General features: G+C 71.8%; 15 protein-coding genes and 1 pseudogene. 9 read left to right on the top strand and 7 right to left on the bottom strand.

The window, feature by feature from the left end:
- Positions 1–41: 41 nt before the first annotated feature.
- The gene (mce, locus tag ACILSK_RS08605; RefSeq protein ID WP_395726736.1) at positions 42–476 is read right to left on the bottom strand and encodes a methylmalonyl-CoA epimerase; all 435 of its coding nucleotides are present in this window, start codon (positions 474–476) and stop codon (positions 42–44) included.
- Positions 477–493: 17 nt separating this feature from the next.
- On the opposite strand from mce, the gene meaB reads away from it, so the two are divergent.
- The 3 genes from meaB to ACILSK_RS08590 are packed head-to-tail and all read left to right on the top strand — an operon-like array spanning position 494 to position 3,591.
- Entirely contained in the window at positions 494–1,519 is a 1,026-nt protein-coding gene (gene meaB / locus ACILSK_RS08600) for a methylmalonyl Co-A mutase-associated GTPase MeaB (protein WP_395726735.1), read from the top strand.
- Between the two features lie 42 nt (positions 1,520–1,561).
- Complete coding sequence (locus ACILSK_RS08595; RefSeq protein WP_395726734.1) at positions 1,562–2,464, top strand: ABC transporter ATP-binding protein; 903 nt, start codon at positions 1,562–1,564, stop codon at positions 2,462–2,464.
- Positions 2,461–3,591, top strand: coding sequence for an ABC transporter permease (locus ACILSK_RS08590; protein ID WP_395726733.1), 1,131 nt, complete (start codon positions 2,461–2,463; stop codon positions 3,589–3,591). The genes ACILSK_RS08595 and ACILSK_RS08590 overlap by 4 nt, the downstream gene beginning before the upstream one ends.
- 9 nt (positions 3,592–3,600) lie before the next feature.
- Here the strand turns inward: ACILSK_RS08590 and ACILSK_RS08585 are convergent, their stop codons facing one another.
- The gene (locus tag ACILSK_RS08585; protein WP_395726732.1) at positions 3,601–4,113 is read right to left on the bottom strand and encodes a MarR family winged helix-turn-helix transcriptional regulator; all 513 of its coding nucleotides are present in this window, start codon (positions 4,111–4,113) and stop codon (positions 3,601–3,603) included.
- Between the two features lie 71 nt (positions 4,114–4,184).
- Here ACILSK_RS08585 and ACILSK_RS08580 point away from each other — a divergent pair, with 71 nt between their 5' ends.
- The 3 genes from ACILSK_RS08580 to ACILSK_RS08570 all read left to right on the top strand — a co-directional run bounded on the left by ACILSK_RS08580 (position 4,185) and on the right by ACILSK_RS08570 (position 8,309).
- Positions 4,185–5,900, top strand: a complete 1,716-nt coding sequence (locus tag ACILSK_RS08580) for a methylmalonyl-CoA mutase (protein WP_395726731.1) — start codon at positions 4,185–4,187, stop codon at positions 5,898–5,900.
- 60 nt (positions 5,901–5,960) lie between these two features.
- On the top strand, positions 5,961–7,136 hold the full coding sequence (locus ACILSK_RS08575; RefSeq protein ID WP_395726730.1) for a glycosyltransferase: 1,176 nt from the start codon (positions 5,961–5,963) through the stop codon (positions 7,134–7,136).
- Positions 7,137–7,313: 177 nt separating this feature from the next.
- Entirely contained in the window at positions 7,314–8,309 is a 996-nt protein-coding gene (locus tag ACILSK_RS08570; RefSeq protein WP_395726729.1) for a tetratricopeptide repeat protein, read from the top strand.
- Between the two features lie 38 nt (positions 8,310–8,347).
- On the opposite strand, the gene ACILSK_RS08565 is transcribed toward ACILSK_RS08570, so the two are convergent.
- The 4 genes from ACILSK_RS08565 to treS all read right to left on the bottom strand — a co-directional run bounded on the left by ACILSK_RS08565 (position 8,348) and on the right by treS (position 16,117).
- The gene (locus tag ACILSK_RS08565) at positions 8,348–9,652 is read right to left on the bottom strand and encodes a neutral zinc metallopeptidase (protein ID WP_395726728.1); all 1,305 of its coding nucleotides are present in this window, start codon (positions 9,650–9,652) and stop codon (positions 8,348–8,350) included.
- 619 nt (positions 9,653–10,271) lie between these two features.
- Entirely contained in the window at positions 10,272–12,476 is a 2,205-nt protein-coding gene (gene glgB, locus ACILSK_RS08560) for a 1,4-alpha-glucan branching protein GlgB (RefSeq protein WP_395726905.1), read from the bottom strand.
- Positions 12,477–12,796: 320 nt separating this feature from the next.
- The gene (locus ACILSK_RS08555) at positions 12,797–14,206 is read right to left on the bottom strand and encodes a maltokinase N-terminal cap-like domain-containing protein (protein ID WP_395726727.1); all 1,410 of its coding nucleotides are present in this window, start codon (positions 14,204–14,206) and stop codon (positions 12,797–12,799) included.
- A gap of 186 nt (positions 14,207–14,392) precedes the next feature.
- Entirely contained in the window at positions 14,393–16,117 is a 1,725-nt protein-coding gene (treS, locus tag ACILSK_RS08550; protein WP_395726904.1) for a maltose alpha-D-glucosyltransferase, read from the bottom strand.
- Positions 16,118–16,230: 113 nt separating this feature from the next.
- On the opposite strand from treS, the gene glgP reads away from it, so the two are divergent.
- Entirely contained in the window at positions 16,231–18,855 is a 2,625-nt protein-coding gene (gene glgP / locus ACILSK_RS08545; protein WP_395726726.1) for an alpha-glucan family phosphorylase, read from the top strand.
- On the opposite strand, the gene glgX is transcribed toward glgP, so the two are convergent.
- Positions 18,804–20,897, bottom strand: a complete 2,094-nt coding sequence (gene glgX, locus ACILSK_RS08540) for a glycogen debranching protein GlgX (RefSeq protein ID WP_395726903.1) — start codon at positions 20,895–20,897, stop codon at positions 18,804–18,806. The genes glgP and glgX overlap by 52 nt on opposite strands.
- A 505-nt stretch (positions 20,898–21,402) precedes the next feature.
- Here glgX and ACILSK_RS08535 point away from each other — a divergent pair.
- Positions 21,403–22,103: pseudogene (locus ACILSK_RS08535) on the top strand (ABC transporter ATP-binding protein).
- 118 nt (positions 22,104–22,221) lie between these two features.
- Positions 22,222–23,487 carry a THUMP-like domain-containing protein gene (locus tag ACILSK_RS08530; RefSeq protein WP_395726725.1) on the top strand — a complete coding sequence of 422 codons (1,266 nt, stop codon included), beginning with the start codon at positions 22,222–22,224 and terminating at the stop codon, positions 23,485–23,487.
- Positions 23,488–23,545: the final 58 nt, after the last annotated feature.

Raw genomic sequence — 23,545 nt, 5'->3', positions numbered from 1 at the left:
CGTTCCACTCGTCCGCGCCGTCTCCCCGGCGCAACGCCGAATCAGTCGTGTAGGCCCGCCGGCTGCACCAGTTCGACCAGCACACCGCCCGCGTCCTTGGGATGCAGGAAGTTGATGGCCGAGCCGGCGGTGCCCCGCCGCGGCTCGTCGTACAGGGTCCGGATGCCGGCGTCCCGGGCCGCCTGCGCCGCCGCGACGACGTCCTCGACCCGCAGGGCGAGCTGCTGCAGGCCCGGACCGTTGCGGTCGATGAACCTGGCAATCGTCGATTCCGGGGTGAGCGGCGCCAGCAATTGCACCTGGGTGGACCCGGGTGCGGAGCCGAAGGCAATCATCGCCTCCTCGACGCCCTGTGCCTCGTTGGTCTCCCGATGGGCCAACCGGCCACCCAGCGTCTCGGTGTAGAAGGCGATCGCGGCATCGAGATCGGGGACGGCGACTCCGACATGGTCGACAGCGGTGCTCGGCAGGCCCATGCCCTACCGTAGCGGGCATGGATGAGGGGCCCGCGCCGGCCGCGGGTCCGCCCGGCGACCGCGTCGCCGCGCTGATCGGCGGGGCCGTCGGCGGCTCGGTCCGCGCGATCGCCCGGCTGATCAGCATGATCGAGTCCGGCGGCGACGCCGCGGCCGGTGTCGCGGCCGGCCTTCTCGGACGGCCGCGCGGCGCCACCGTGCTGGGCATCACCGGCCCGCCCGGCGTCGGCAAGTCCACCCTGATCACCGCGCTGATCGGGCGCTACCGGTCCCGAGCCGCCCGGGTCGCGGTCCTGGCCGTCGACCCGTCCAGCCCGTTCTCCGGCGGCGCCCTGCTGGGCGACCGGGTGCGGATGAACGAGCACGGCACGGACCCGGGCGTGTTCATCCGCTCCATGTCCAGCCGCGGCGAACTGGGTGGGTTGTCGACGGCGACGGCCGGCGCGGCGGATCTGTTGTCGGCCATCGGCTTCGACGTGGTGATCGTGGAGACCGTCGGGGTCGGTCAGAACGAGGTCGCCGTGCTCCGGCTGGCCGACACGGTGCTGGTGGTCCTGTCGCCCGGCCTGGGTGACGGGATCCAGGCGGCGAAGGCCGGGATCCTCGAGATCGCCGACGTGCTGGTGGTGAACAAGGCGGACCGCGAGGGGGTGGCGACGACCGTGCGCGACCTGAAATCGATGGTCGCGCTCGGCCGGTCCGGTGCTGCCGATGCCGGGCGGTGGCGGATCCCGGTCCTGACCACCGTCGCCGTCGACCGGGCCACCGATCCCGACGGTGCCGAACGCGCCGGAATCGACCGCCTGCTGGACGCCGTCGACACCCATCGGCAGCACCTGGACCGGCACGAGGGGGCCGACGCCCGGGCGGTCCGCCGGGCCGAGGCCGCGGTCGAGGCGCTGGTGCTGCAGCGGTTGCAGGCGGCCCTGCACGCCCCGGCCGGCCGGGAGTCGTTGGCCCGGGCCGCGACCGAGGTCGCCGCGGGGGGCGCCGACACCCACACCGCGGCCGACCGGGTGCTGCGGGGGCTCATCGGCGGGTAGGACCGCGTCGATCCGGTGAGGCGGTCGCGTACCGTCGCGATCATGGCGGAAACGATCATCGCCCGCGAGGTCGTCAAACGGTACGGAACGGTGACCGCCGTCGACGGCGTGTCGTTGACGGTCGGCGCGGGCGAATTCTTCGGCATCCTCGGCCCGAACGGGGCCGGCAAGACGACCCTGGTCGAAATGATGGAGGGGCTGCGGGAACCGGACGCCGGCTCGGTCACGGTGCTCGGCGAACCGGTGTGGCCACGCAACACCAAACTGCTCACCCGGGTCGGGGTGCAGTTGCAGGGCACCTCGTTCTTCGAGCGGCTCACCGCCCGGGAGCAGCTGGCCACGTTCGGCGCGGTGTACGGGGCGTCGGCGTCCCGGGTCGACGAGATGCTGGAGCTGGTCGGGCTCACCGACAAGGCGTCGACCCGGGCCGAGAAGCTGTCCGGCGGTCAGGCGCAGCGGCTGTCCATCGCCTCCGCGCTCGTCCACGACCCGGACGTGGTGTTCCTGGACGAGCCGTCCGCGGCGCTGGACCCGCAGGCCCGGCGCAACCTCTGGGACGTGCTGCGGGCGATCAACGCGCGGGGCAAGACGGTGGTGCTGACCACCCACTACATGGACGAGGCCGAAATCCTCTGCGACCGGGTCGCGATCATGGATGCCGGCAAGATTTTGCAGCTGGGCCCGCCGGCCGAACTCGTCCGCGACCTGGGGGCGCCGGTCCGGATCGCGGTCGAGGCAGGCGCACTGGGTCAGGACCTGGCCCGGGGAATCGACGGGGCGGAATCGGTGTCGGGCGACGGGGTTTCCACGGTGATCACCACCCGGCGGCCGGCGCCGGTGCTCCAGGCCCTGGCCGGGATGGATGCCCTGGCCGGCCTGCAGGTGCGCGGCGCGACGCTGGAGGACGTCTTCCTCCAGCTGACGGGGCGGGAGTACCGGGCATGAGGCCGAATACCGAGGTGACCACGCCGGCGCCGGCGCCGACACCCATGGCGGCCGGCCGGTCGCGGGGCTTCACCAGCCTGTCCACGGCCATGTTCAAGAGCTTCTACCGGGACTGGCTCTCGGTCGGCTTCTCCGTGTTCTTCCCGCTGTTCTTCATCATCATCTTCGGCACCATCTTCTCCGGCGGCGGATCGTCGTCGGCCCCCACGGTGATCCAGGTCGGGGCGGTGCCGGTGATCGACCAGCTGCCGCCCGAGGCGAAGGCCGCCCTGGACGACGCGGTGAACATCGAGCCGGGGACCACCCTGGAGGCCGCCCTGGCGCAGGTCCAGAAGGGCGACGCCGGCGGGGCGATCGAGCAGCAGGGCAACACCCTGATCGTGCACTACTCCTCGGCCGACCAGGTGACCTCGGCCACCGTGCAGGGCATCTTCAACGCCTTCGTGAACGAAGCCAACATCGCCGCCTCAGGCGTGCCGCCGACCTATCAACTGGACACCCAGCAGGTCGAGGACCAGTCCCTCAAGCCGATCCAGTTCATCGCTCCCGGGATGATCGCCTACGGCATCGCCGTCGGCGCGGTGTTCGGCGCGGCGATGACGCTGATCACCTGGCGACAGAAGCAGCTGCTGCGCCGGCTTCGGCTCGCCCCGGTGTCCACCGGCACCATCGTGACCTCGCGGGTCGTGGTCTCGCTGGCGGTGGCCCTGGTGCAGCTCGCGCTGTTCATCGGGATCTCGGTGCTGCCGTTCCTCGGCCTGAAGCTGTCCGGAGCCTGGTACATGGCCGTGCCGCTGGTGATCGCCGGCACCCTGGCGTTCCTGGCGATCGGCCTGTTCGTCGGCGCGGTGGCCAAGACCCAGGAGGGTGGCAGCGGGCTGGCGAACCTGATCACCCTGCCCATGGCCTTCCTGTCCGGCGCGTTCATCCCGCTGGAGAGCGCGCCGGCCTGGCTGAGCACGATCGGCAAGTTCCTGCCGCTGACCTACCTGGTCGAGGGGCTCAAGGACGTCATGGTCCGCGGCGAGGGGCCACAGGCGGCCCTGCTGCCGATCGGCATCCTGCTCCTGTTCGCCGTCGTCGTGACGTTCATCGCCACCCGGTTCTTCCGGTGGGACTCGGCCTGATCGTCCGGCTCAGGCGAAGTCGCCGGCCGCCTGCCGCACCTTGGTGAGCAGGACCGACAGCTGCTCCTGCTCCTGCTCGTCCAGGCCGACGAAGCCGAACTCGGCCTTGGTGACGGCCTCGGTGGCCGCGGTCAGCCGCTCCCGGCCCGGGCCGGTCAGCTCGACCAGGGTGGTCCGCCGGTCGCTCGGGTGGGGCAGCCGCCGGGCCAGGCCGTCGGCCTCCAGCCGGTCCACGATGTTGGTGATCGACGTCGGGTGCAGCTGGAGCCGCTCGCCCATCATCCGCATCGGCAGCGAGCCGCGCTTGGAGAAGGACAGCAGCACCAGGGCCTCGTACCGGGCGAAGGACAGGCCGTGCGGCTTGAGGCTGTCGTCGACCGAGGCCAGCAGGATCTGTTGGACCCGCATGACGTTGGTGACGGCCGACATCGCCGTGCTCGGCCCGATCCGCTCGGACCACGTCCGGGCCGCCTTGGCAATCGGGTCGAAGGGCAGCGCGGGGGTCGTCACGTTGGTGCTCATGGCTTGCACCGTAGCAACCTGGTCGAATGCGCGAATGGTAGGGCATCCGACTATCGGATATCCTGGTTTCTATGACGGAGCAAGGTTCGATCGAGGGCGGACGGGCACGGTGGGCGCGCCGGTTCGCGGCCGCTCAGGACGCCGGCCGGGTGCGGGACGCGGACTACACCACCCTGTCCGGGATGACGGTCGATCCGGTCTACGGTCCGGCGCCGGGCGACGTCGTCCAGGACTTCGAGCGGATCGGCTGGCCGGGGGAGTTCCCGTTCACCCGTGGCCTGCACGCCACCGGGTATCGCGGCAAGCCGTGGACCATCCGCCAGTTCGCCGGTTTCGGCAACGCCACCGACACCAACCGCCGGTACAAGATGATCCTGGCCGAGGGCGGTCACGGACTGTCGGTGGCCTTCGACATGCCCACGCTGATGGGGCGGGACTCGGACGACGCGCGCTCGCTCGGCGAGGTCGGCCACTGCGGGGTGGCGATCGACTCGGCCGCCGACATGGACGTGCTGTTCGACGGCATCGACCTGGGCGCCGTCACGACGTCCATGACGATCTCCGGCCCCGCCGTCCCGGTGTTCTGCATGTACCTGGTCGCCGCCGAAAGGCAAGGCGTCGCGGCGGAACGACTCAACGGCACCCTGCAGACGGACATCTTCAAGGAGTACATCGCGCAGAAGGAGTGGATCTTCCCGCCGGAGCCGCACCTGCGCCTGATCGGCGACCTGATGGAGTACTGCACCCGGGACATGCCCGACTACAAGCCGCTGTCGGTGTCCGGCTACCACATCCGGGAGGCCGGGTCCACGGCCGCGCAGGAACTGGCCTACACGCTCGCGGACGGGTTCGGCTACGTGGAGCTGGGCCTGTCCCGGGGCCTGGACGTGAACTCGTTCGCGCCGGGTCTGAGCTTCTTCTTCGACGCGCACATCGACTTCTTCGAGGAGATCGCGAAGTTCCGGGCCGCCCGGCGCATCTGGGCCCGCTGGATGCGGGACGTGTACGGCGCCACCGATCCCCGCGCGCAGTGGCTGCGATTCCACACCCAGACCGCGGGGGTGTCGTTGACCGCGCAGCAGCCCGACAACAACGTCACCCGGACCGCGGTGGAAGCCCTCGCCGCCGTGCTGGGCGGGACGAACTCGTTGCACACCAACGCTCTTGACGAGGTGCTGGCCCTGCCGACCGAGCGGTCCGCGCAGATCGCGATGCGCACCCAGCAGGTGATCATGAACGAGACCGGCGTGATCAACGTCGCCGATCCGCTCGGCGGCAGCTGGTACGTGGAGGCCCTGACCGACCGGATGGAGGCCGAGGCCGAACGCATCTTCACCCGGGTCCGCGACCTGGCCGCGCTGGCAGTGCCGTCGGGCGAGCACCGGATCGGCGAGCTGACCAGCGGGATCCTGCGCGGCATCGAGGACGGGTATTTCACCGGGGAGATCGCCGACGCCGCGTTCGCCTACATGAACGCGGTCGAGAAGGGCGACAAGAAGGTGGTCGGGGTGAACACGCTGACCGGCGGCGTCGGCGACGATCTGAAGATCATGCGCATCCCGGCCGAGGTGGAGCAGCAGCAGAACGCGGCGCTGGGCCGGCGACGGTCGGCGCGCGACGCCGGCACCGTTCGGACGGCGCTGGACCGGTTGGTCGCGGTGGCCCGGACCGGGGACAACATGGTGCCCTCGATGCTCGACGCCGTGCGCGCGGAAGCGACGCTGGGGGAGATCTGCGACGCGCTGCGGGCCGAGTGGGGGGTGTACACCGAGCCGGCGCGGATCTGACGGATTCCGGCACCGGTCCTGGGCCTGCCGACCGCAGCCGTCGGTGCCAACCTGGTGGTCATGAGGATCCTGTTCAGCAGTTGGCCCGGTCTCGGGCACCTGCTGCCGATGGTGCCGCTGATCCGGGCCGCGATCGAGGCCGGCCACCAGGTGCGGGTCGCCTCCGGCGCGGACCTGACCGAACCGATCGAACACCGTGGGCTGACCGCCGAAGCGGCGGGGCCGACCCTGGCCCAGGCCTATGCGGCGGCGAACGAGGCGAACCGCAGGTCCGGCCCGGCGACGCTGGGCGCGATGGAACGGCTGGACCCGCGGCGGGCCGCGCTGATGGCCGCCCGCACGTTCTTCGGCGCCTCCGCCGTCCTGCGCGCTCGCGACCTGCTCACCCTGTTCGACCGGTGGCGGCCGGATCTGCTGATCCACGACACGGTGGAGGTGGGCGGGGCGACCGCGGCGCTGGTTGCCGGGATCCCGCACGTCCTGCATTCCTACGGCCCGCTGGTCCCGGGCCAGGGTGCGTTCGCCCGGGAGATCGGGGCGACGGTGGCCGATGCCGGCCTACCCGACCCGACGCCGGCCGTCTTCGCCGCGCCCTACCTGGAGGTCTGCCCGCCCGACCTGCAGCCGCAGGGAACCGACCCGTGGACGGACATCGTGCCGATCCGGCCGACCGCGGGTGAGGTGCCGCCCGGCGGGGTCCTGCCCGCCGGTTTCGCAAGCCTCCCGCACTCCGCGACGGTCTACCTGACCCTGGGGACCGTCACCAACCAGGCGCCGCAGGTGTTCCGATCCATCCTCGATGCCTGCGCCCGGCACCCGGTGAATGTGGTGGTCACCACGGGTCCGGGCGTCGATCCGGCGGAGATCGCCGGCGGCCGGCCGAACGTGCTGGCCGTGCCGTACCTGTCGCAAGCCCTGGTGCTGCCGCACTGCGTGGCGGTGGTGTCGCACTGCGGTGCCGGCACGATGTTCGGCGCACTCGCCCACGGGCTGCCGCAGCTGTGCCTGCCCCAGGGCACGGACCAACCGGCCAACGCCGCCGCCGTGGTGGCCGCCGGAGCAGGCGTGGTGCTGGCGCCGGATCAGGTCGACGTCGATGCCGTGTCCGGCGCGCTGGATCGAGTGCTCGGCGATCCGGCGATCCGGGCGGCGGCCGAACGGGTCCGCGCCGAGATCGACCGGATGCCGGCGCCCGCCGACGTGCTGCCGACGATCATCGACCGGGTCGCGCGCTGAGCACATCCGGTCGCTCGACCGGTCGGGCCGGCGGCGGCCGGCCGGGTGGTCGCCTCGACGGATCGCCGGGGTGAAGCTCGACGGCGAGTCGTGTGAAGATGAGGCCATGAGTGAGGCCGGCCGAGCGAACCACCAGCACAGTGCGGGCGATCCGCGAGACCCGAGCGGAGCGACCGCATGAGCCGTCCTGATCCGCGCCAGCAGCAGGCCGTGGCCATGAGTGCCGCGTTCGCGGGCGCCGTCGACCTGTCGGCGTTGAAGAATCGGGCGGCGCCCACGGCCGGGCCCGGGGCCGGAAGTGCCCCGGCCCCGGGTAGCCCGGCCGGCGCCCAGGCGGGGGGCCAGGAGGCGTCGCCGTTCGTCGTCGACGTCGACGAGGCCACCTTCGGCGGGCTGGTCCAGGCATCGGCCCAACTGCCCGTCGTGATCAACCTCGAGGCGGCCTGGGCCGAGCCGAGCCTGGCGCTGGGGGCCGCACTGAGCAACCTGGCGGCCGCGAGCGGCGGCACGTGGATCCTCGGTCGGGTCGACGTGGACGCCAATCCGCAGATCGCCCAGGCGTTCCAGGTTCAGACGCTGCCCATGGCGATCCTGCTGGTGCAGGGTCGACCCGCCGCCGAGGTGCCCCTCACGACGTCCGAACCGGAGTTGCGGCAATGGTTCACGCAGGTGTTGGACCAGTTGCGGCCGGCATTGCCGGGGATCGCCCAGGCGGAGGCGCGGCTGGCCGCCGAGAACGGGGATGCGGCCGAGCCGGAGCCCGATGACCCGCGGTTCGTGGCCGCCGAAGATGCGCTGGCCCGTGGCGACTACGCGGCCGCCACGCTGGCGTACCAGCAGATCCTGGCCGCCGAACCGGGCAACACCGAGGCCAAGGCCGCACTCGCGCAGACCGGCCTGCTCGCCCGGGTCGACGAGCTGCCGGCGGACGCGATCGCCCGGGCCGATGCCGCTCCGGATGACGTCGAACTGCAGAAGGGCGCCGCGGATGCGCAGGTGGCCGCCGGCGACGCCGCGGCGGCATTCGCCCGGCTGATCGCCACCGTCCGCCGCACCGCCGGCGACGAGCGGACCGCGGCGCGCGAGCACCTCATCGAGCTGTTCGGGCTGTTCGCCACGGATGACCCCGAGGTCATCAAGGCCCGTCGGGCGCTGGCCGCGGCGCTGTACTGAGCAGTCCTCGTCGGCGGCCGCGAAGACCTGACCCGGCGTCAGGAACAGGCCGCCCGGCCACCGTGGAAGCCGTCGGCGTAGGCGGCGAGCTCGGCGAACGAGGCGCCCGGGCGGGAGCGGACCAGGTCCAGGGCCTCGTCGGCGTCACCGGCCCAGGAGCCAAGGCTGCCGGCCGGGGCCGATCCGAACACCGACGCGGTCCACGCCCCGGTGAAGCAGGCCGCTGCCACGTCGTCGTCCGCCGCCGCCCGCCCGGTGGCCCGGGCGACGGCCGCGCCGGCGGCGAACTGGCCGATGGTGACGGCCCGTTCGACGTCGGTGGGGTCGGGCGCCGCCGGGGGGGTCCCGGCGAAGGCGGACACGGACGCCGCCGCCGCGTCGAGCGCGGCGGCCGTGGTGCCGTACCGCGGCGTCACCGGGGGGTCGGTCAGCACCCCGGCCCGGCCCAACGTGGGGGACAGGTCGGCGGTGGTCATCGCCCAGCAGGCCAGGCCGCCGGCCCGGAACCCGTGCAGGACGGAGTTGAGCCGGTCCAGGGCCAGCCCGTGGGCGGTCGGGTCGCCCGGGGCGACGGTCGCCCGGTCGCGGAAGTCGAGCAACGGGGCGACTGCCCGGGTCAGGGACGCCACCGGCAGGTGCACCCGCGCGGTGGTCCCCGCGGAGGCGGCGGCCAGGAACGCGCCCGCGGCGCAGTCGGCCTGGGCCTCGATCAGCAGCGCCGGGTAGCGGTCCGGGTCGGCGCGCCGGTCGGCCGGGGTGGGTCCGACCTGCGCCTGCACCGCGTGCCCGAACTCGTGTGCGAACGACGCGGCCAGGCCGCCGCTGCCGTACGACCCGAGGAGCACCGGGACCAGGGCGGCGGAATCGAAGACGATGCCGTCCTGGGCCGGACAGTAGAACGCGTTGCCGGCGATCTGGGCCGGATCGGCGATGCACAGCGCGCCGCCGCCCGACGAGCCCGACGAACCGGCCGGCGCCGCGGAGTCCATCGACACGAACCCACCGGTGGGGGACCGCAGGGCGGTCCCGCCCGCGGCATCGATCGTCGCGGTCCAGTAGTCGGACAGGTCGGCCAGCACCGCCGAGACGACTCGGTCCCCGTCGGCGGAGCTGGTGAACGGATCCAGCGGATCGCCGGCCGCCGCCGCCGTGCCGAATGACCCGGCGACGGCGATCGGGACCCCGCCCGACGTGGTGTCGATCCGCTCGGTGGCCACGGCCGAGCCCCCCCGGCCCGTGGCGGTCGCCGCGGCGACCACCAGCGTCACCGACAGCGCCATCACCAGCCCGGCCAGCGCGAGAGCGACCCAGCGTGCCGGCCCGCGGCCGGAGTCGGTGCTCACCTCGGCCCCGCCGGGGCGGGCGACCGCGGGCCCGGGACCGCGGTCGGGGTGGCGCTGTTCAGTCGAAACCAAAGGCGACCGATATGCCCGTAATGCACCGTTGCTTTGGGCTGGGCCGACCGGTGCGCTGATCGAAGTCTCGAATTGACGCCCGATTTATCCGTATTGATGGGACTTGGATCAGCGCAGCCGGCCCGGGGGCGCGAGGCCCCAGCCGCACGTGGTTTCAGCCCGAGGGGACGGCCCCTATGGGGCCGACCGCCGTTCAACTCGGCAGCCTGCGCCCGAAATGTCGGTTCTGTTGCCGAGTTGATCAGCCTCGGGGCGTGGGTGGCCTGGGGTGTGGCGTCGGCATTGGCCAGGCATGGAGCGCCGGCGGCGGCCGGCGGGGTCACGCTGATCAACTCGGCAGCCTGCGCCCGAAATGTCGGTTCTGTTGCCGAGTTGATCAGCGTCGCGGTGCGGGCGCTCAGCGCCCCGACCCGGGCCGGCGGCCCGACCCAAGCCGGTGCCCCGACCCGGGCCGGTGCCCCGACCCGTGCCGGTGCCCCGACCCAAGCCGGTGCCCCGACCCAAGCCAGAGCCCCGACCCGTGCCGGTGCGCAGGCCGGGGCGACGGCTAGTCCTCCGTGTCCGGCACCAGCCACAGCGCACCGAGCGGTGGGATGGTGATCGTCGCCGACGCCGGCTGTCCGTGCGAGGCGTGCTCGGTCGCCATCACCGCGCCCATGTTGCCGGCGCCGGATCCGCCGTACAGCTCGGAGTCGGTGTTCACCGCCTCCTTCCACATCCCGGCGTGCGGCAGCCCGATCCGGTACCCGCTGTGCGGCATCGGCGAGAAGTTCAGGATGCAGGCGAGCACCGAACCGTCACTGCCCCAGCGCAGGTAGGCCAGCACGTTGCCCTCGCGGTCGTTGGCGTCCAGCCAGGTGAACCCCGTGGGGGTGAAGTCCTGGGTGTACAGCGACGGGCTGGCCTTGTAGACCCGGTTGAGGTCGCCGACCAGCGTCCGGATGCCGTTGTGCAGCGGGTACTCCTTGAGCTGCCACGGCAGCTGGATCGCCTGGTTCCACTCCCAGGGGTTGCCCAGCTCCTGCCCCATGAACAGCAGCTGCTTGCCCGGGTGCGCCCACATGTGGGCCAGGAAGGTGCGCAGCGTCGCCGCCTTCTGCCACTCGTCGCCGGGGATCTTCGACCACAACGACCCCTTGCCGTGCACCACCTCGTCGTGCGAGATGGGCAGCACGAACTGCTCGGAGAAGGCGTACATCAGCGAGAACGTCATCTCGTTGTGGTGCCACGAGCGGTAGATCGGGTCCCGGGAGATGTAGCCCAGGCTGTCGTGCATCCACCCCATGTTCCACTTGAGGTGGAAGCCCAGGCCGCCCAGATGCGTCGGCCGGGTGACGCCCGGCCAGGCGGTGGACTCCTCGGCGATCATCAACGCGCCGGGGACCCGCTTGCCGACGGTCGCGTTCGTCTCCTGCAGGAAGGCCACCGCGTCCAGGTTCTCGTTGCCGCCGTAGATGTTCGGCAGCCACTGGCCGTCCTCGCGGGAGTAGTCCAGGTACAGCATCGAGGCGACCGCGTCCACCCGGAGGCCGTCCACGTGGTACTGCTCGAACCAGTACAGCGCGTTCGCGACCAGGAAGTTGCGCACCTCACGGCGGCCGAAGTCGAAGACGAACGTGCCCCAGTCGGGCTGCTCGCCCCGGCGCGGGTCGGCGTGCTCGTACAGCGACGTGCCGTCGAACCGGCCCAGGGCCCACTCGTCCTTCGGGAAGTGGGCGGGGACCCAGTCCATGATCACGCCGATGCCCGCCTGGTGCAGCCGGTCGATCAGATACCGCAGGTCGTCGGCCGAGCCGAACCGGGAATCCGGCGCGTAGTACGACGTCACCTGGTAACCCCAGGACGGCGCGAACGGGTGGCCGGCCAGCGGCAGGAACTCCACGTGGGTGAACCCGGTGTCGGACAGCTCGGCGATCAGCGCGTCGGCCATCTCCCGGTAGTTGAGGCCCTCCCGCCAGGACCCGGCGTGGATCTCGTAGATCGACAGCGGGCCGGCCAGCTGGTCGGTCTCCGCCCGGCGGGCGATCCAGTCCGCGTCCCCCCACTCGTGCCGGGCGACGTTCACGATCGACGCCGTGGCCGGCGGCACCTCGCTGGAGAAGGCGAACGGGTCGGCCTTCTCCCGCCACACCCCGTCCTGCCCGAGGATCTGGAACTTGTACCGGGCGCCCTCGCCGACCCCGGGTACGAACAGTTCCCACACGCCGGACGAGCCGAGCGAGCGCATCGGGGTGCCCGCGCCGGACCAGTAGTCGAAGTCGCCGCTCACCCGCACGCCGCGGGCGTTCGGCGCCCACACCGCGAACGAGGTGCCGGTGACGGTCCCGCCGGGGGTGTCGTAGCTGCGGACGTGCGCGCCGAGTACCTCCCAGAGGTTCTCGTGCCGCCCCTCACCGATCAGGTGCAGGTCGATCTCGCCCAGCGTCGGCAGCCAGCGGTACGGGTCGTCGACCTCGTAGACCGCGCCGTTGCCGTAGTCCACCCGGACCCGGTAGTCGGTGACCGGGCCGTCCATCACCGCGGCGAACACACCGCCGTGCACGTGCTCGAACGGGATTTCCGACCCCTCGTGCAGCAGGGTGACCGATGTGGCGTTGTGCCGCAGCGTGCGGACCACCGTGTGCCCGTCGCCCCGCGGGTGGGCGCCCAGGATGCCGTGCGGGTCGTGGGTATCGCCGCCGATCAGCTTCTCGTACTGGTCGTCGGTGACGTCGGGGGCCGCGGCCGGAGCGGGGTCCGGCGTCGCGGCCACCGGCTCGGCCGGGGTCGGGGCGTCGGGGGCCAGCGGGGTGTCCACCGCGCCGCCGGCGACGGGGGTGTCCGCGGCGGCCGGCTTCTTGCGGGGTGCGCGCTTGGCCGGGGCCTTCGCGGCGCCGCCGTCAGCCGCGTCCGCCGTCGTGGCCGCGGCGGCCTTGCGGGGTGCCCGCTTGGCCGGTGCCTTCGCCGGCGCGTCGCCGTCGGCCTTGGCCGCCTTCGGCGCGGCCGCGCGACGGGCGCGGGTGGGCTTCGCCGGAGGAACGGCTGCCTCGCCCTCGTCCGGGACGGTGCCCGGGTCGGGGGTGTTGTTGGTGGTCACGCGGTACCTCCGGGGTTGGTGAGGGCAACGACGGCCTGCAGTGGGATGTCCTCCCACAGCGGCCGATGTCCATGTTCGTAGACAACTTCATAAATCGCCTTGTCGAGCTCGAACGCCCGCAGCATGCTGTCGGCGTGTCGCGGGTCGCTGCCGGCCGCCAGCGCATAGCCGTCGCAGAACGACCGTCGGTTGCGGGCGGCCCACTCGGTGGCCCGGTAGCGGTGCTGCGCATCGGTGCGCGGGTTGATCGTCTGGCCCCGCGCGGCGTAGTCGAACGAGCGGAGCATCCCGGCGATGTCCTTGAGCGGGCTGTGCAGACCGCGGCGGAACGCCAGCGGTTTGGACGGCTCGCCCTCGAAGTCGATGATCTTCCAGCCGTCCAGGGTGCGTAGCACCTGCCCGAGGTGCAGGTCGCCGTGGATGCGCTGCAGGTTGAGACTCGCCGCGTGATCCCCGGCCCGGTCGAAGGCGGCGCGGATCGGCTGCCGCAGGGCGGCCAGCGACGGCACCAGGTCCGCGGCCTGTTCGGCCTCGGCCCGCATGCCGTCGAGGATTGCCGTCAGCTCCGCGCCGGCGGCCACCGCCGTGCCGAACGCCCGCACCAGCTCGGCGTGCACGGCGGCGACCGCCTCGCCCAGCCGGTACGCCTCCGCGGCGAAGTCGCCGCCGACCTCGTCGGCCCGCAGGTCGCCCTCGCTCATCAGGTCGCGCACGCTGGCGGTCGCCATCGCCCACCCGTCGGCGCTGTTCGCGAAGAACTCCGTCAGCAGCGCGAAGGTCGTCTCGGTGTCCCCCGACCCGTCCCGGACCGGCCCGACGATCTCGCCGTACAGCTGCGCGACGTGCCGCGAACCGACGGCGTACAACGCCCGGTGCACTTCGGCGTCCGGGTTGGGACCCGGATCCAGCCGCCGGAACACCTTCAGGATCGACGAATGCCCGTACACGATCGACGTGTTCGACTGTTCGGCGCCGATCACCAACCCGAACGCATCGGTGTCGACGGCGACGTCGGCCTCGCTGATCGCTCGAACCCCGGGCCCGAAGTCGTGGCCGTGCACCACCGAAGTCAGCAGCAGCCCGGTGACGTTGATGTCGGCGAGCGCGTCGTACGCGGTCCGCCCGTCGGCGGCGCCGATCACCGCATGAGCCACCCGGTCCGGCACGTGCCAGGTCCAGCCGACCCATAGCTGGTACAGGTGCCGGCCGGTGGCGGTGGCCACCTCGAGCAGGACCTGCTCGACGTCGGCGTCGTGGAAATCCCGGGCGATGATCGTCCGGTTCAGGATCCGGAACGCGTCCGGGCCCAGGCTCTGCCCCTTCGCGGAGAACCACCGCTGACCGGGCAGGTACTCGACCAGCATCGCGATGAAGTCGCCGTCGGGCGCACCGACGCGTTCTGTCATACCGCCGCCCTTCCGGGGCACTTGGCACGCTCAGTTGCGGCGGGAAGGGGCGCCGACCTGAGATGTCGATTGTTCGCCCGCTGGCGCTCGCTCATGCCGCCGCCCTTCCGGGGCACTTGGCACGCTCAGTTGCCGCGGGAAGGGGCGCCGACCTGAGATGTCGATTGTTCGCCCGCTGGCGCTCGCTCATGCCGGCTCCTCACCGGTGATGTCGAACCAGTAGAAGCCGTGCCCGGGCAGTGTCAGCAAGTAAGGCAATTGTCCGATCCTGGGAAATCTCGTGCCACCCGTCAGCTCGATCGGCTCGGCGCCGAAGTGCTCGCGCAGATCCAACTCGACCGGCTGCGGGAAGCGGGACAGGTTGTTGACGCACAGGACGGTGTGGGCCGGCGCGGAGACGCCGCCGGTGTTGCCGTCGAAGTGCAGCGTGTACGACAGTACCGATGGGTTCGATCCACCCAGATCGGTGAACGCCCCGACGGCGAACGCGGCGTACCGCTTCCGGATCTCGATCATGCGTCTGGTCCAATGCAGCAGCGACGACGTCGAGTTCATCTGCGCCTCGACGTTCACCGTCTGGTACCCGTAGACCGGATCCATAATCGCCGGCAGGTACAGCCGGGCCGGGTCGCTGCGCGAGAACCCGGCGTTGCGGTCCGGCGACCACTGCATCGGGGTGCGCACCCCGTCCCGGTCACCGAGCCAGATGTTGTCGCCCATGCCGATCTCGTCGCCGTAGTACAGGACCGGCGAGCCGGGCAGCGACAGCAGCATCGCGGTGAACAGCTCCTGCTGGTTGGTGTCGTTGTCCAACAGGGTCGCCAGCCGCCGGCGGATGCCGATGTTGGCCTTCATCCGCGGGTCCTTGGCGTACTCGGCCCACATGTAGTCGCGGTCCTCGTCGCTGACCATCTCCAGGGTCAGCTCGTCGTGGTTGCGCAGGAAGATGCCCCACTGGCCGGTCTCCGGGATCGCCGGCGTCTGCGCCAGGATCTCCGAGATGGGGAACCGCGACTCCCGCCGCGCGGCCATGAAAATGCGCGGCATCAAAGGGAAGTGGAAGCACATGTGGCATTCGTCGCCGCCCACGGCGGGATCGCCGAAGTAGTCGACGACGTCGGCCGGCCACTGGTTCGCCTCGGCCAGCAGGACCCGGTTGGGGTACTCGTCGTCGACCACCTTGCGGCAGCGCCGGAGGAACTCGTGGGTCTGCGGCAGGTTCTCCCCGTTGGTGCCCTCCCGCACGTACAGGTAGGGGACCGCATCCAGCCGGAATCCGTCGATGCCCAGGTCGAGCCAGAACCGCAGGATGTCGATCATCTCGTCGCGCACGGCCGGGTTCTCGTAGTTCAGGTCCGGCTGGTGGGCGAAGAAGCGGTGCCAGAAGTACTGCTTGCGCACCGGGTCGAACGTCCAGTTGCTCGGCTCGGTGTCCACGAAGATGATCCGCGCCTCCGGGTAACCGGAGTCGTCGTCGGCCCACACGTAGTAGTCGCCGTACGGCCCCTCGGGGTCGCGCCGGGACTCGATGAACCAGTGGTGCTGGTCCGAGGTGTGGTTCATGACCAGGTCGGTGATCACTCGGATGCCCCGGTCGTGGGCGGCGTCCAGCAGAGCGACGAAGTCGTCGACGGTGCCGAACTCGGGCAACACCCGGCGGTAATCGGCGATGTCGTACCCACCGTCACGCAACGGCGAGGCGTAGAACGGCGGCAGCCATAGGCAGTCCACGCCCAGCCAGGCCAGGTAGTCGAGCTTGTCGATGAGGCCGCGCAGGTCGCCGGTGCCGTCGCCGTTCGAATCGGCGAACGCACGCACCAGCACCTCGTAGAAGACGGCCCGTTTGTACCACTCCCTATCGTGCTCGCTGCCGGTGATCGGCCGTGCCGAGCCGAAGCGTGCCGCGTCGATGTCGTCGATTCGGTCCGCCACGCGGTCAACCTACCGGTCCGCTCGACGGGCCGCAGGGCAGGTGCTGGGGTTGAATCAGCGGTTGTGAAGGCACTGTTGCTGATCGGCGCGTCATGAAGGCGCTGCGTCGATTCACCGTCCGGCCCCAGCTCCCCCCGCCGCTGCAGCCGCTGGGCCCGCTGATCCGCAATCTGCGCTGGTCCTGGCACCCGGCGAGCCAGGACCTGTTCGCGGACATCGACCCCGCCGTCTGGTCCCGATGCGCGGGGGACCCGCTCAAGCTGCTGGGCGCGGTGTCCGTCACCCGGCTCGAAGAGCTGGCCGGTGACGAGCGGTTCCTGACCCGGATGCACGGTCTGGCCGCCGATCTCGACCACTACCTGACCGATCCCCGTTGGTATCAGCATCAAGTCGCGGCGGGCGCGGCGTATCCGGCTGCCATCGCCTACTTTTCGATGGAGTTTGGGGTCACCGAGGCGCTACCGAACTACTCCGGTGGCCTGGGCATCCTGGCCGGCGACCACCTCAAGTCGGCCTCCGACCTGGGCGTGCCGATCATCGGGGTCGGCCTGCTCTACCGCTACGGCTACTTCTGGCAGTCGCTGTCGCCCGACGGGTGGCAGCAGGAGCACTACCCGGCGCACGACCCGCAGGGCCTGCCGATCGAGCGGGTGCTCGGCCCGGACGGCGACCAACTGGCGGTGACGGTGCCGATGCCGGGCGACCGGCTGCTGACCGCCCGCATCTGGGTCGCCCAGGTCGGCCGGGTGCCGCTGCTGCTGCTCGACGCCGACAACGAGGACAACGAGGACGGGCTCCGCGCGGTCACCGACCGGCTTTACGGCGGCGACCAGGACCACCGGATCAAGCAGGAGATGCTGCTGGGCATCGGCGGGGTGCGGGCGGTCAACGCCTATGCCGCCGCCACCGGCCACCCGCCGCCCGAGGTGTTCCACATGAACGAGGGGCACGCCGGCTTCCTCGGCCTGGAACGGATCCGCGCGTTGATCGCCGACCACGGCCTGACCTTCGCCGAGGCGCTGGCCGCGATCCGGGTGGGCACCGTGTTCACCACCCACACGCCGGTGCCGGCCGGTATCGACCGGTTTCCGGTCGACCTGGTCCGGCACTACCTCGACGGGGACGGCCCGGGGGACGGCACGCGGCTGCTGCCCGGGCTGGGCGTCGCGCAGGTGCTGGCGTTGGGTGCCGAGGACGATCCGGGCCGGTTCAACATGGCGCACATGGGCCTGCGGCTGGCCCAGCGGGCCAACGGGGTGGCCAAGCTGCACGGCGTGGTGTCCCGGGCGATGTTCGCCGGCCTGTACCCCGGGTTCGAGCCGGAGGAGGTGCCGATCGGGTCGGTCACCAACGGGGTGCACCTGCCGACGTGGGCGGCCCGGGAGATGTACGACGTGGCCGGTGACATGGCCGACTGGCAGGATCTGGCGTCCGCGGAGGTGTGGCCGTCGGCGGCGAAGGTGTCTCGAGAACGCTTGTGGGAGCTGCGGAACACCCTGCGCGGGCGGCTGGTGACGATGGCCCGGGCGGTGGCCCGGCGATCGGCGTTGCAGCGGGGCGCGACGATGTCCGAGTTGGAGTGGACGGAGTCCATCCTCGACCCGGACGTCCTGACCATCGGCTTCGCCCGGCGGGTGTCCACCTACAAGCGGCTGACCCTGATGCTGCGGGACTCCGACCGGCTGCGCTCGATCCTGCTCGACCCGCAGCGGCCGGTGCAGATCGTGGTGGCCGGCAAGGCGCATCCGGCCGACGACGGCGGGAAGCGGTACATGCAGGAGATGGTCCGATTCACCGACGACCGGTCCATCCGGCACCGCATCGTGTTCCTGCCCGACTACGACATGGGCATGGCCGCGATCCTGTGCGCGGGCGCCGACGTCTGGCTGAACAACCCGATCCGGCCGCAGGAGGCGTCAGGCACGTCCGGCATGAAGGCCGCGCTGAACGGGGTGCTCAACCTGTCCATCTCGGACGGCTGGTGGGACGAGTTGTACGACGGGCACGACGGGTGGGCCATCCCGACGGCCGACGGGGTCGGCGACGAGCGGCGGCGGGACGACCTGGAGGCAGCGGCCCTGTACGACCTGGTCGAGAAGCGGGTGGCGCCGCTGTTCTACCGCCGCAACGAGGCCGGTCTGCCGGAGGGCTGGGTCGACACCGTCCGGCACACCCTGGCGTACCTGGGACCCCGGGTACAGGCCACGCGGATGGTCCGCGACTACGTCACCGGCTACTACGCGCCGGCGGCCGCGGCCTCCCGGGTGGTGAACACCGATCTCTCCGTGGCAAAAGCGCTGGCGGCCTGGAAGGACCGGGTGCGGGCGGCCTGGCCGGCGGTGCGCGTGCTCAACGTCGACACCTCCGGCATCGGCACCGAGCCGTCCCTGGGGAACGTGATGACCGTGCGGGCGCACTGCGTCCTCGGCGGGCTGACCCCGGCCGACGTCACCGTTCAGGCGGTCATCGGCCGGGTCGACGGCATCGAGCAACTGCACGAGATCGACGTGGTCGATATGGACTTCGCCGATGCGATGCCGGCCGACGGGGCGACTTCCGACGGGTCGGCGCTCGATCGGGACGCGGAGCCGGTGCTGCGCTACGAGGCGGCCCTGACGCTGACCCGATCCGGCCCGGTGGGGTACACCGTCCGGATACTGCCCCGTCACGAACTGCTGGCGTCCCCGGCCGAACTCGGGTTGGTGACCATCGCATGACGACGTGCGCGGAGCAGCCAGACGGTCCGGCCGGGCAGGACAACCGTTGACCCGCTGAGGATCCCGTCGGTGGACAGCGGCTCACCGGTGGGCCGGTCGGTGTCCACGGTCGGCACGTAGGAGGTGGCGTAGGGCACCCCGGGCAGGGTCAGCTCGATCGGATCGGCGCCCGCGTGCAGCAGGAGCAACCACGACCGGTCGGTGAGCGGCTGCCCGGCGACGGTGTGCCCGCGCACGTCGTGACCGTTGATCCACATCCCGATGGTCTGCCGGCCCTCGTCGAACCAGTCGTGGTCGTTCATCACCCGGCCGGATGCGGTGAACCACACCAGGTCCGGCAACCCGTCGGCGCTGCCCGGGGCGCGTCCCTCGAAGAACTCGCCCTGCCGCAGCGCGGGGGCGGCGCGGCGGATCCCGAGCGTACGCCGGAAGAAGGCGAGCAGGTCGCGACGCTCGGGTTCGTCCAGATCCCAGTCCAGCCAGCTGATCTCGTTGTCCTGGCAGTAGGCGTTGTTGTTGCCGCCCTGGGTGCGCCAGATCTCGTCGCCCATGGTGATCATCGGGGTGCCGGTGGCCAGTAGCATCGTCGCGGCGACGTTCCGGGCCGTCCGGGTGCGCAACGCGATCACGGCCGGGTCGGTGGTCTCGCCCTCGACCCCGTGATTCCAGGACCGGTTGTGGTTGTGCCCGTCCCGGTTGTTCTCCCCGTTCGCCTCGTTGTGCTTGTCGTTGTAGGAGACCAGGTCGCGCAGGGTGAACCCGTCATGGGCGGTGACGAAATTGATCGAGGCCCAGGGCCGCCGCTGCGGTGCGTACAGGTCGCTGGAACCGGACAACCGATACCCCAGATCCCGCACGCCGGGCACGCCGCGCCAGAAGTCGCGGGTGGTGTCCCGGAACCGGTCGTTCCACTCGGTCCAGTTCGGCCCGAACCGGCCGACGGCGTAACCCTCACCGGTGGCATCCCACGGTTCGGCGATCAACTTGCGGGTGGCCAGCACCGGATCGGCCGCGATCGCGCTCAGCAGCGCGGACCCGGCGTCGAACGGGCCGCCGTCCGGCCGGGCGTGCACCGACGCCAGATCGAATCGGAACCCGTCAACGCCAAGGGTTTCCGCCCAGTACCGGAGCGAGTCGGTGACCAGCCGGATGACCGGCAGGGTCCGCGCATTCACGGTGTTGCCGGTGCCGGTCAGGTCCCGGCCGTCCGGCAGGTAGTAGGAATCGGGGGCCAGCCCGCGAGTGGACAGGTCGACCGACAGGCCCGGCCCGCCCTCGCAGGTGTGGTTGTAGACGACGTCGAGCACGACCTCGATGCCCGCCTCGTGCAGCGCGTCGACCATGGTGACGAATTCGGCGACCTCGTGGCCGGGGACCGAGGCGTAGCCGGGGTGCGCGGCGAAGTAGCCGAGGGTGGAGTAGCCCCAGTAGTTGCGCCGGTTGGTGGCCTTGAGTCCGGGCTCGGCCACGGACGCGTAGACCGGGAGCAACTCCAGGGTCGTCACGTTCAGCTGGCGCAGGTGGTCGATGACGGCGGGGTGGGCCACGCCCAGGAACGTTCCCCGCAGGTGCGCGGGCACGGCCGGGTGCAGCCTGGTCAGGCCCTTGACGTGGGCCTCGTAGACGACCGTCTGCTCCCAGGGCACCCACGGCCGGACCGAGGTGGACCGCAGCCCGGGCGCCGTGCTGTCCACCACCACCCCGGCCGGCACCAGTCCCGCGGTCTGCACGCCGTAGGACGCCGCCGCGACCAGGTCGTAGTCGGTGCCGGTGACCCGCCGGGCGTAGGGATCGAGCAGCAGCTTCGCCGGGTCGCGGGCCGGCACCCGGAACCCGTACACCTGGCCGGGACCGACATCGGGCACGAACGTGTGCCACACGCCGCACGTCCGCTCGTCCATGGTGACGGTGCGCAGGGTGACGCCGGGGTCCGACGGGTCCAGCAGGCACAACTGCACGGCGGAAACGCCGGGTACGCCGTCGGCCACCACCGCGAAGTTGGTGCCGCCGGTGTACGGGGTCGCGCCCAGCGGGAACGGCATGCCCGGGTAGGGCGACGAACCCTTCTGTGGTGCGGCCTGGGGGTCGGGCTGGCCCGGGCGCGCGTGCCAGCGTCGCCTCACCTTGGGGGACTTGGGGTCACGACCGGGGCGCAGCATGGAGATCATTGTCACCGACCGTGTCGAGGTGGGCCGAATCGAACGGTGGGTGGGAGATCGGGATCACCTGTAGTCCACAATGACGCGCGTGAACGAGCGTGAGCGAGTGGACCATCAACACTGTCGCCGGATCCGCGGTGCGATGGCCGAGCGGGCGAGGTCGTCGCGCGAGGAGGCGGCGTGAACGAGCGCGAGCGAGTGAACCATCCGTACCGGCGCCGGGCGAGCGGGGAGGCGGCGTGAACGAGCGTGAGCGAGTGAACCATCTGCACGTCACGTCGGCGCCCCGGGCCGGGGCGACTGAGCCGGCGAAGTGCCTCGGAAGGGCGGCCGCGTGAACCAGCGCGAACCGGTCTCCATCCTGCCCGGGCCCGACTCCGTGCTGCACATGACCGAGGTCACCGTGCGGCGGACGCCGGCCATGTTGCTCGACGCCGTCAACTGGAACGTCGAGGTCGACCAGCGCTGGGTGATCCTCGGCCCGAACGGGGCCGGCAAGACGACCCTCCTGCAGGTCGCCGCGGGCCAGCTTTTCCCCACCAGCGGCCGGGTGCACATCCTCGGGGAGCGTCTCGGCGCGGTCGACATCGGCGAGCTGCGGCCGCGGATCGGGTTGTCGTCGGCGGCCCTGGCGGGCCGGGTGCCGCCGCAGGAGCGGGTGCTGGACGTGGTGGTCTCCGCGGGGTACGGCGTCGTCGGCCGGTGGCGGGAGAGCTACGACGACCAGGATTTCGACCGCGGACGGGGACTGCTGGACGCGATGGGTATCGCTGCCCTGGCCGATCGGACGTACGGCACCCTGTCGGAGGGCCGGCCGCCGGCCTGGATCTTGGCGGCCGGGAGGATCTGCTGGCCCGGTTGGGCCGGCTGGCCGTCGACCCGTACGCGCCGACGACCGTCCTGGTCACGCATCACGTCGAGGAGATCCCGCCCGCGTTCAGCCATGTGCTGCTGCTGCGGGGCGGGAAGGTGGTGGCCGCCGGGCCGCTGGCGGACACGTTGACCGCGGACGCGCTGTCCGAGACGTTCGACATGAAGCTGGTCCTGGAGACCCGCGGCGAGCGGTACTTCGCCTTCGCGGCCGGCTGACCCCACGGGCGCGGCTCGGGCGGACCGCCTGCGGACCATCGGCCGGGCCGAGGCCGGCCGAAGTTCCGCGGGCACCGGAAACAGGCACCGGGAAACCGGCCGGGCGAGAGGTGACCCCATGGCCTACCGGTTCGACGTCGACGACGTGCCCTTTCTCGGCGGCCTGGCCGGCGCCGAGGCGCTGGCCGCGGCGGACGGGCTCCCGCTGACCGACGCGTCGTTGCTGGCCGACCTGAGTCGGATGCGGAAGGTGGCGGGGGAGCGGGCGGCGGCCGTGGTGGAGACCGTTCGGCTGCGCCGCCGGGCGGTCGTCAAGTTCGGGGCCGTCGCGCAAGGGTGGCTGTTCACCGACGAGGCCCTGCAGCAGGCGACGCCGACCCCGGTGGCGCGGCACCGGGCGGCCCGGTTGGCCGGGATCGGCGTGCACGACCTCACCTGTTCGATCGGGTCCGACCTGACCGCCCTGGCCGCCGTGGACGGGCTCGCGGTGGGGTCCGATCTGGACCCGGTACGGGTGCGGATGGCCCGGCACAACCTGGCCGCGGCCGGGTTCGAGCCGCGAGTGGTGGTGGCCGACGCGCTCACCCGGACGACCCGCGGCCTGCTCGGGTACGCCGACCCGGCCCGGCGTGACGGCGGCGGACGCCGGATCACCTCGGCGTCCACGGTCCCGCCGATCGCCGATCTGGACGCCGTGTACGCCGACCGGGTGCCGGTGCTGCGGGTGCCGCCCGGCATCGATTACGACGCGCTGGCCCGGCCGGGCGAGGTCGAGTTGGTCTCGCTGGACGGCGTCGCCCGGGAGGCCGTGCTGTGGCCGCCGGAGCTGGCCGCCGTCGGGCGCCGGGCCACCGTCCTCGTCGGCGACGGATCCGGCTGGGAGGTGACCAGCGACGAGCCCGACGACGTGCCGGTCGGCGGGGCGGGCGAATATCTGATCGACCCCGACCCGGCCGTCGTCCGCGCCCACCTGGTCCGGCACTACGCGGCGCGGCACGGGCTGTGGATGCTCGACCCGCACCTGGCGTATCTGACCGGGCCGACCGTGCCCGCCGGCGTGCGCGGCTTCCGGATCCTGGACCGGGCGCCCTACCGGGAGCGGACCGTGGCCCAGTGGGCGCGCCGCGACCGCGTCGGCACCCTGGAGATCAAGCAGCGCGGCACCCCGGTCGTGCCCGACGAACTGCGCAAACGGCTCCGACCCGCACTGACCGGGCCGACCCGGGCGGCGGCGACCCTGGTGGTCGCCCGGATCGGCCGCCAGGCGCAGGCGTTCTGGTGCCGGGCGGTGGAGCGGTCGACCGGACCGCCCGGCCATGAGGTCGGCCGGCCACGAGGTCGGCCGGCCATGAGGTCGGCCGACCATGAGGCCGCCGGACCATGAGGCCGCCGGACCATGAGGTGCCCGGCCATGAGGTCGCCCGACCATGAGGCGCGCTGGC

The sequence above is a fragment of the Nakamurella sp. genome, from assembly GCF_044224575.1.
Lineage (GTDB): Bacteria > Actinomycetota > Actinomycetes > Mycobacteriales > Nakamurellaceae > Nakamurella.
The sequence above is the reverse complement of the archived record's forward strand: the minus strand, read 5'-3'. Positions and strand labels throughout refer to the sequence as shown.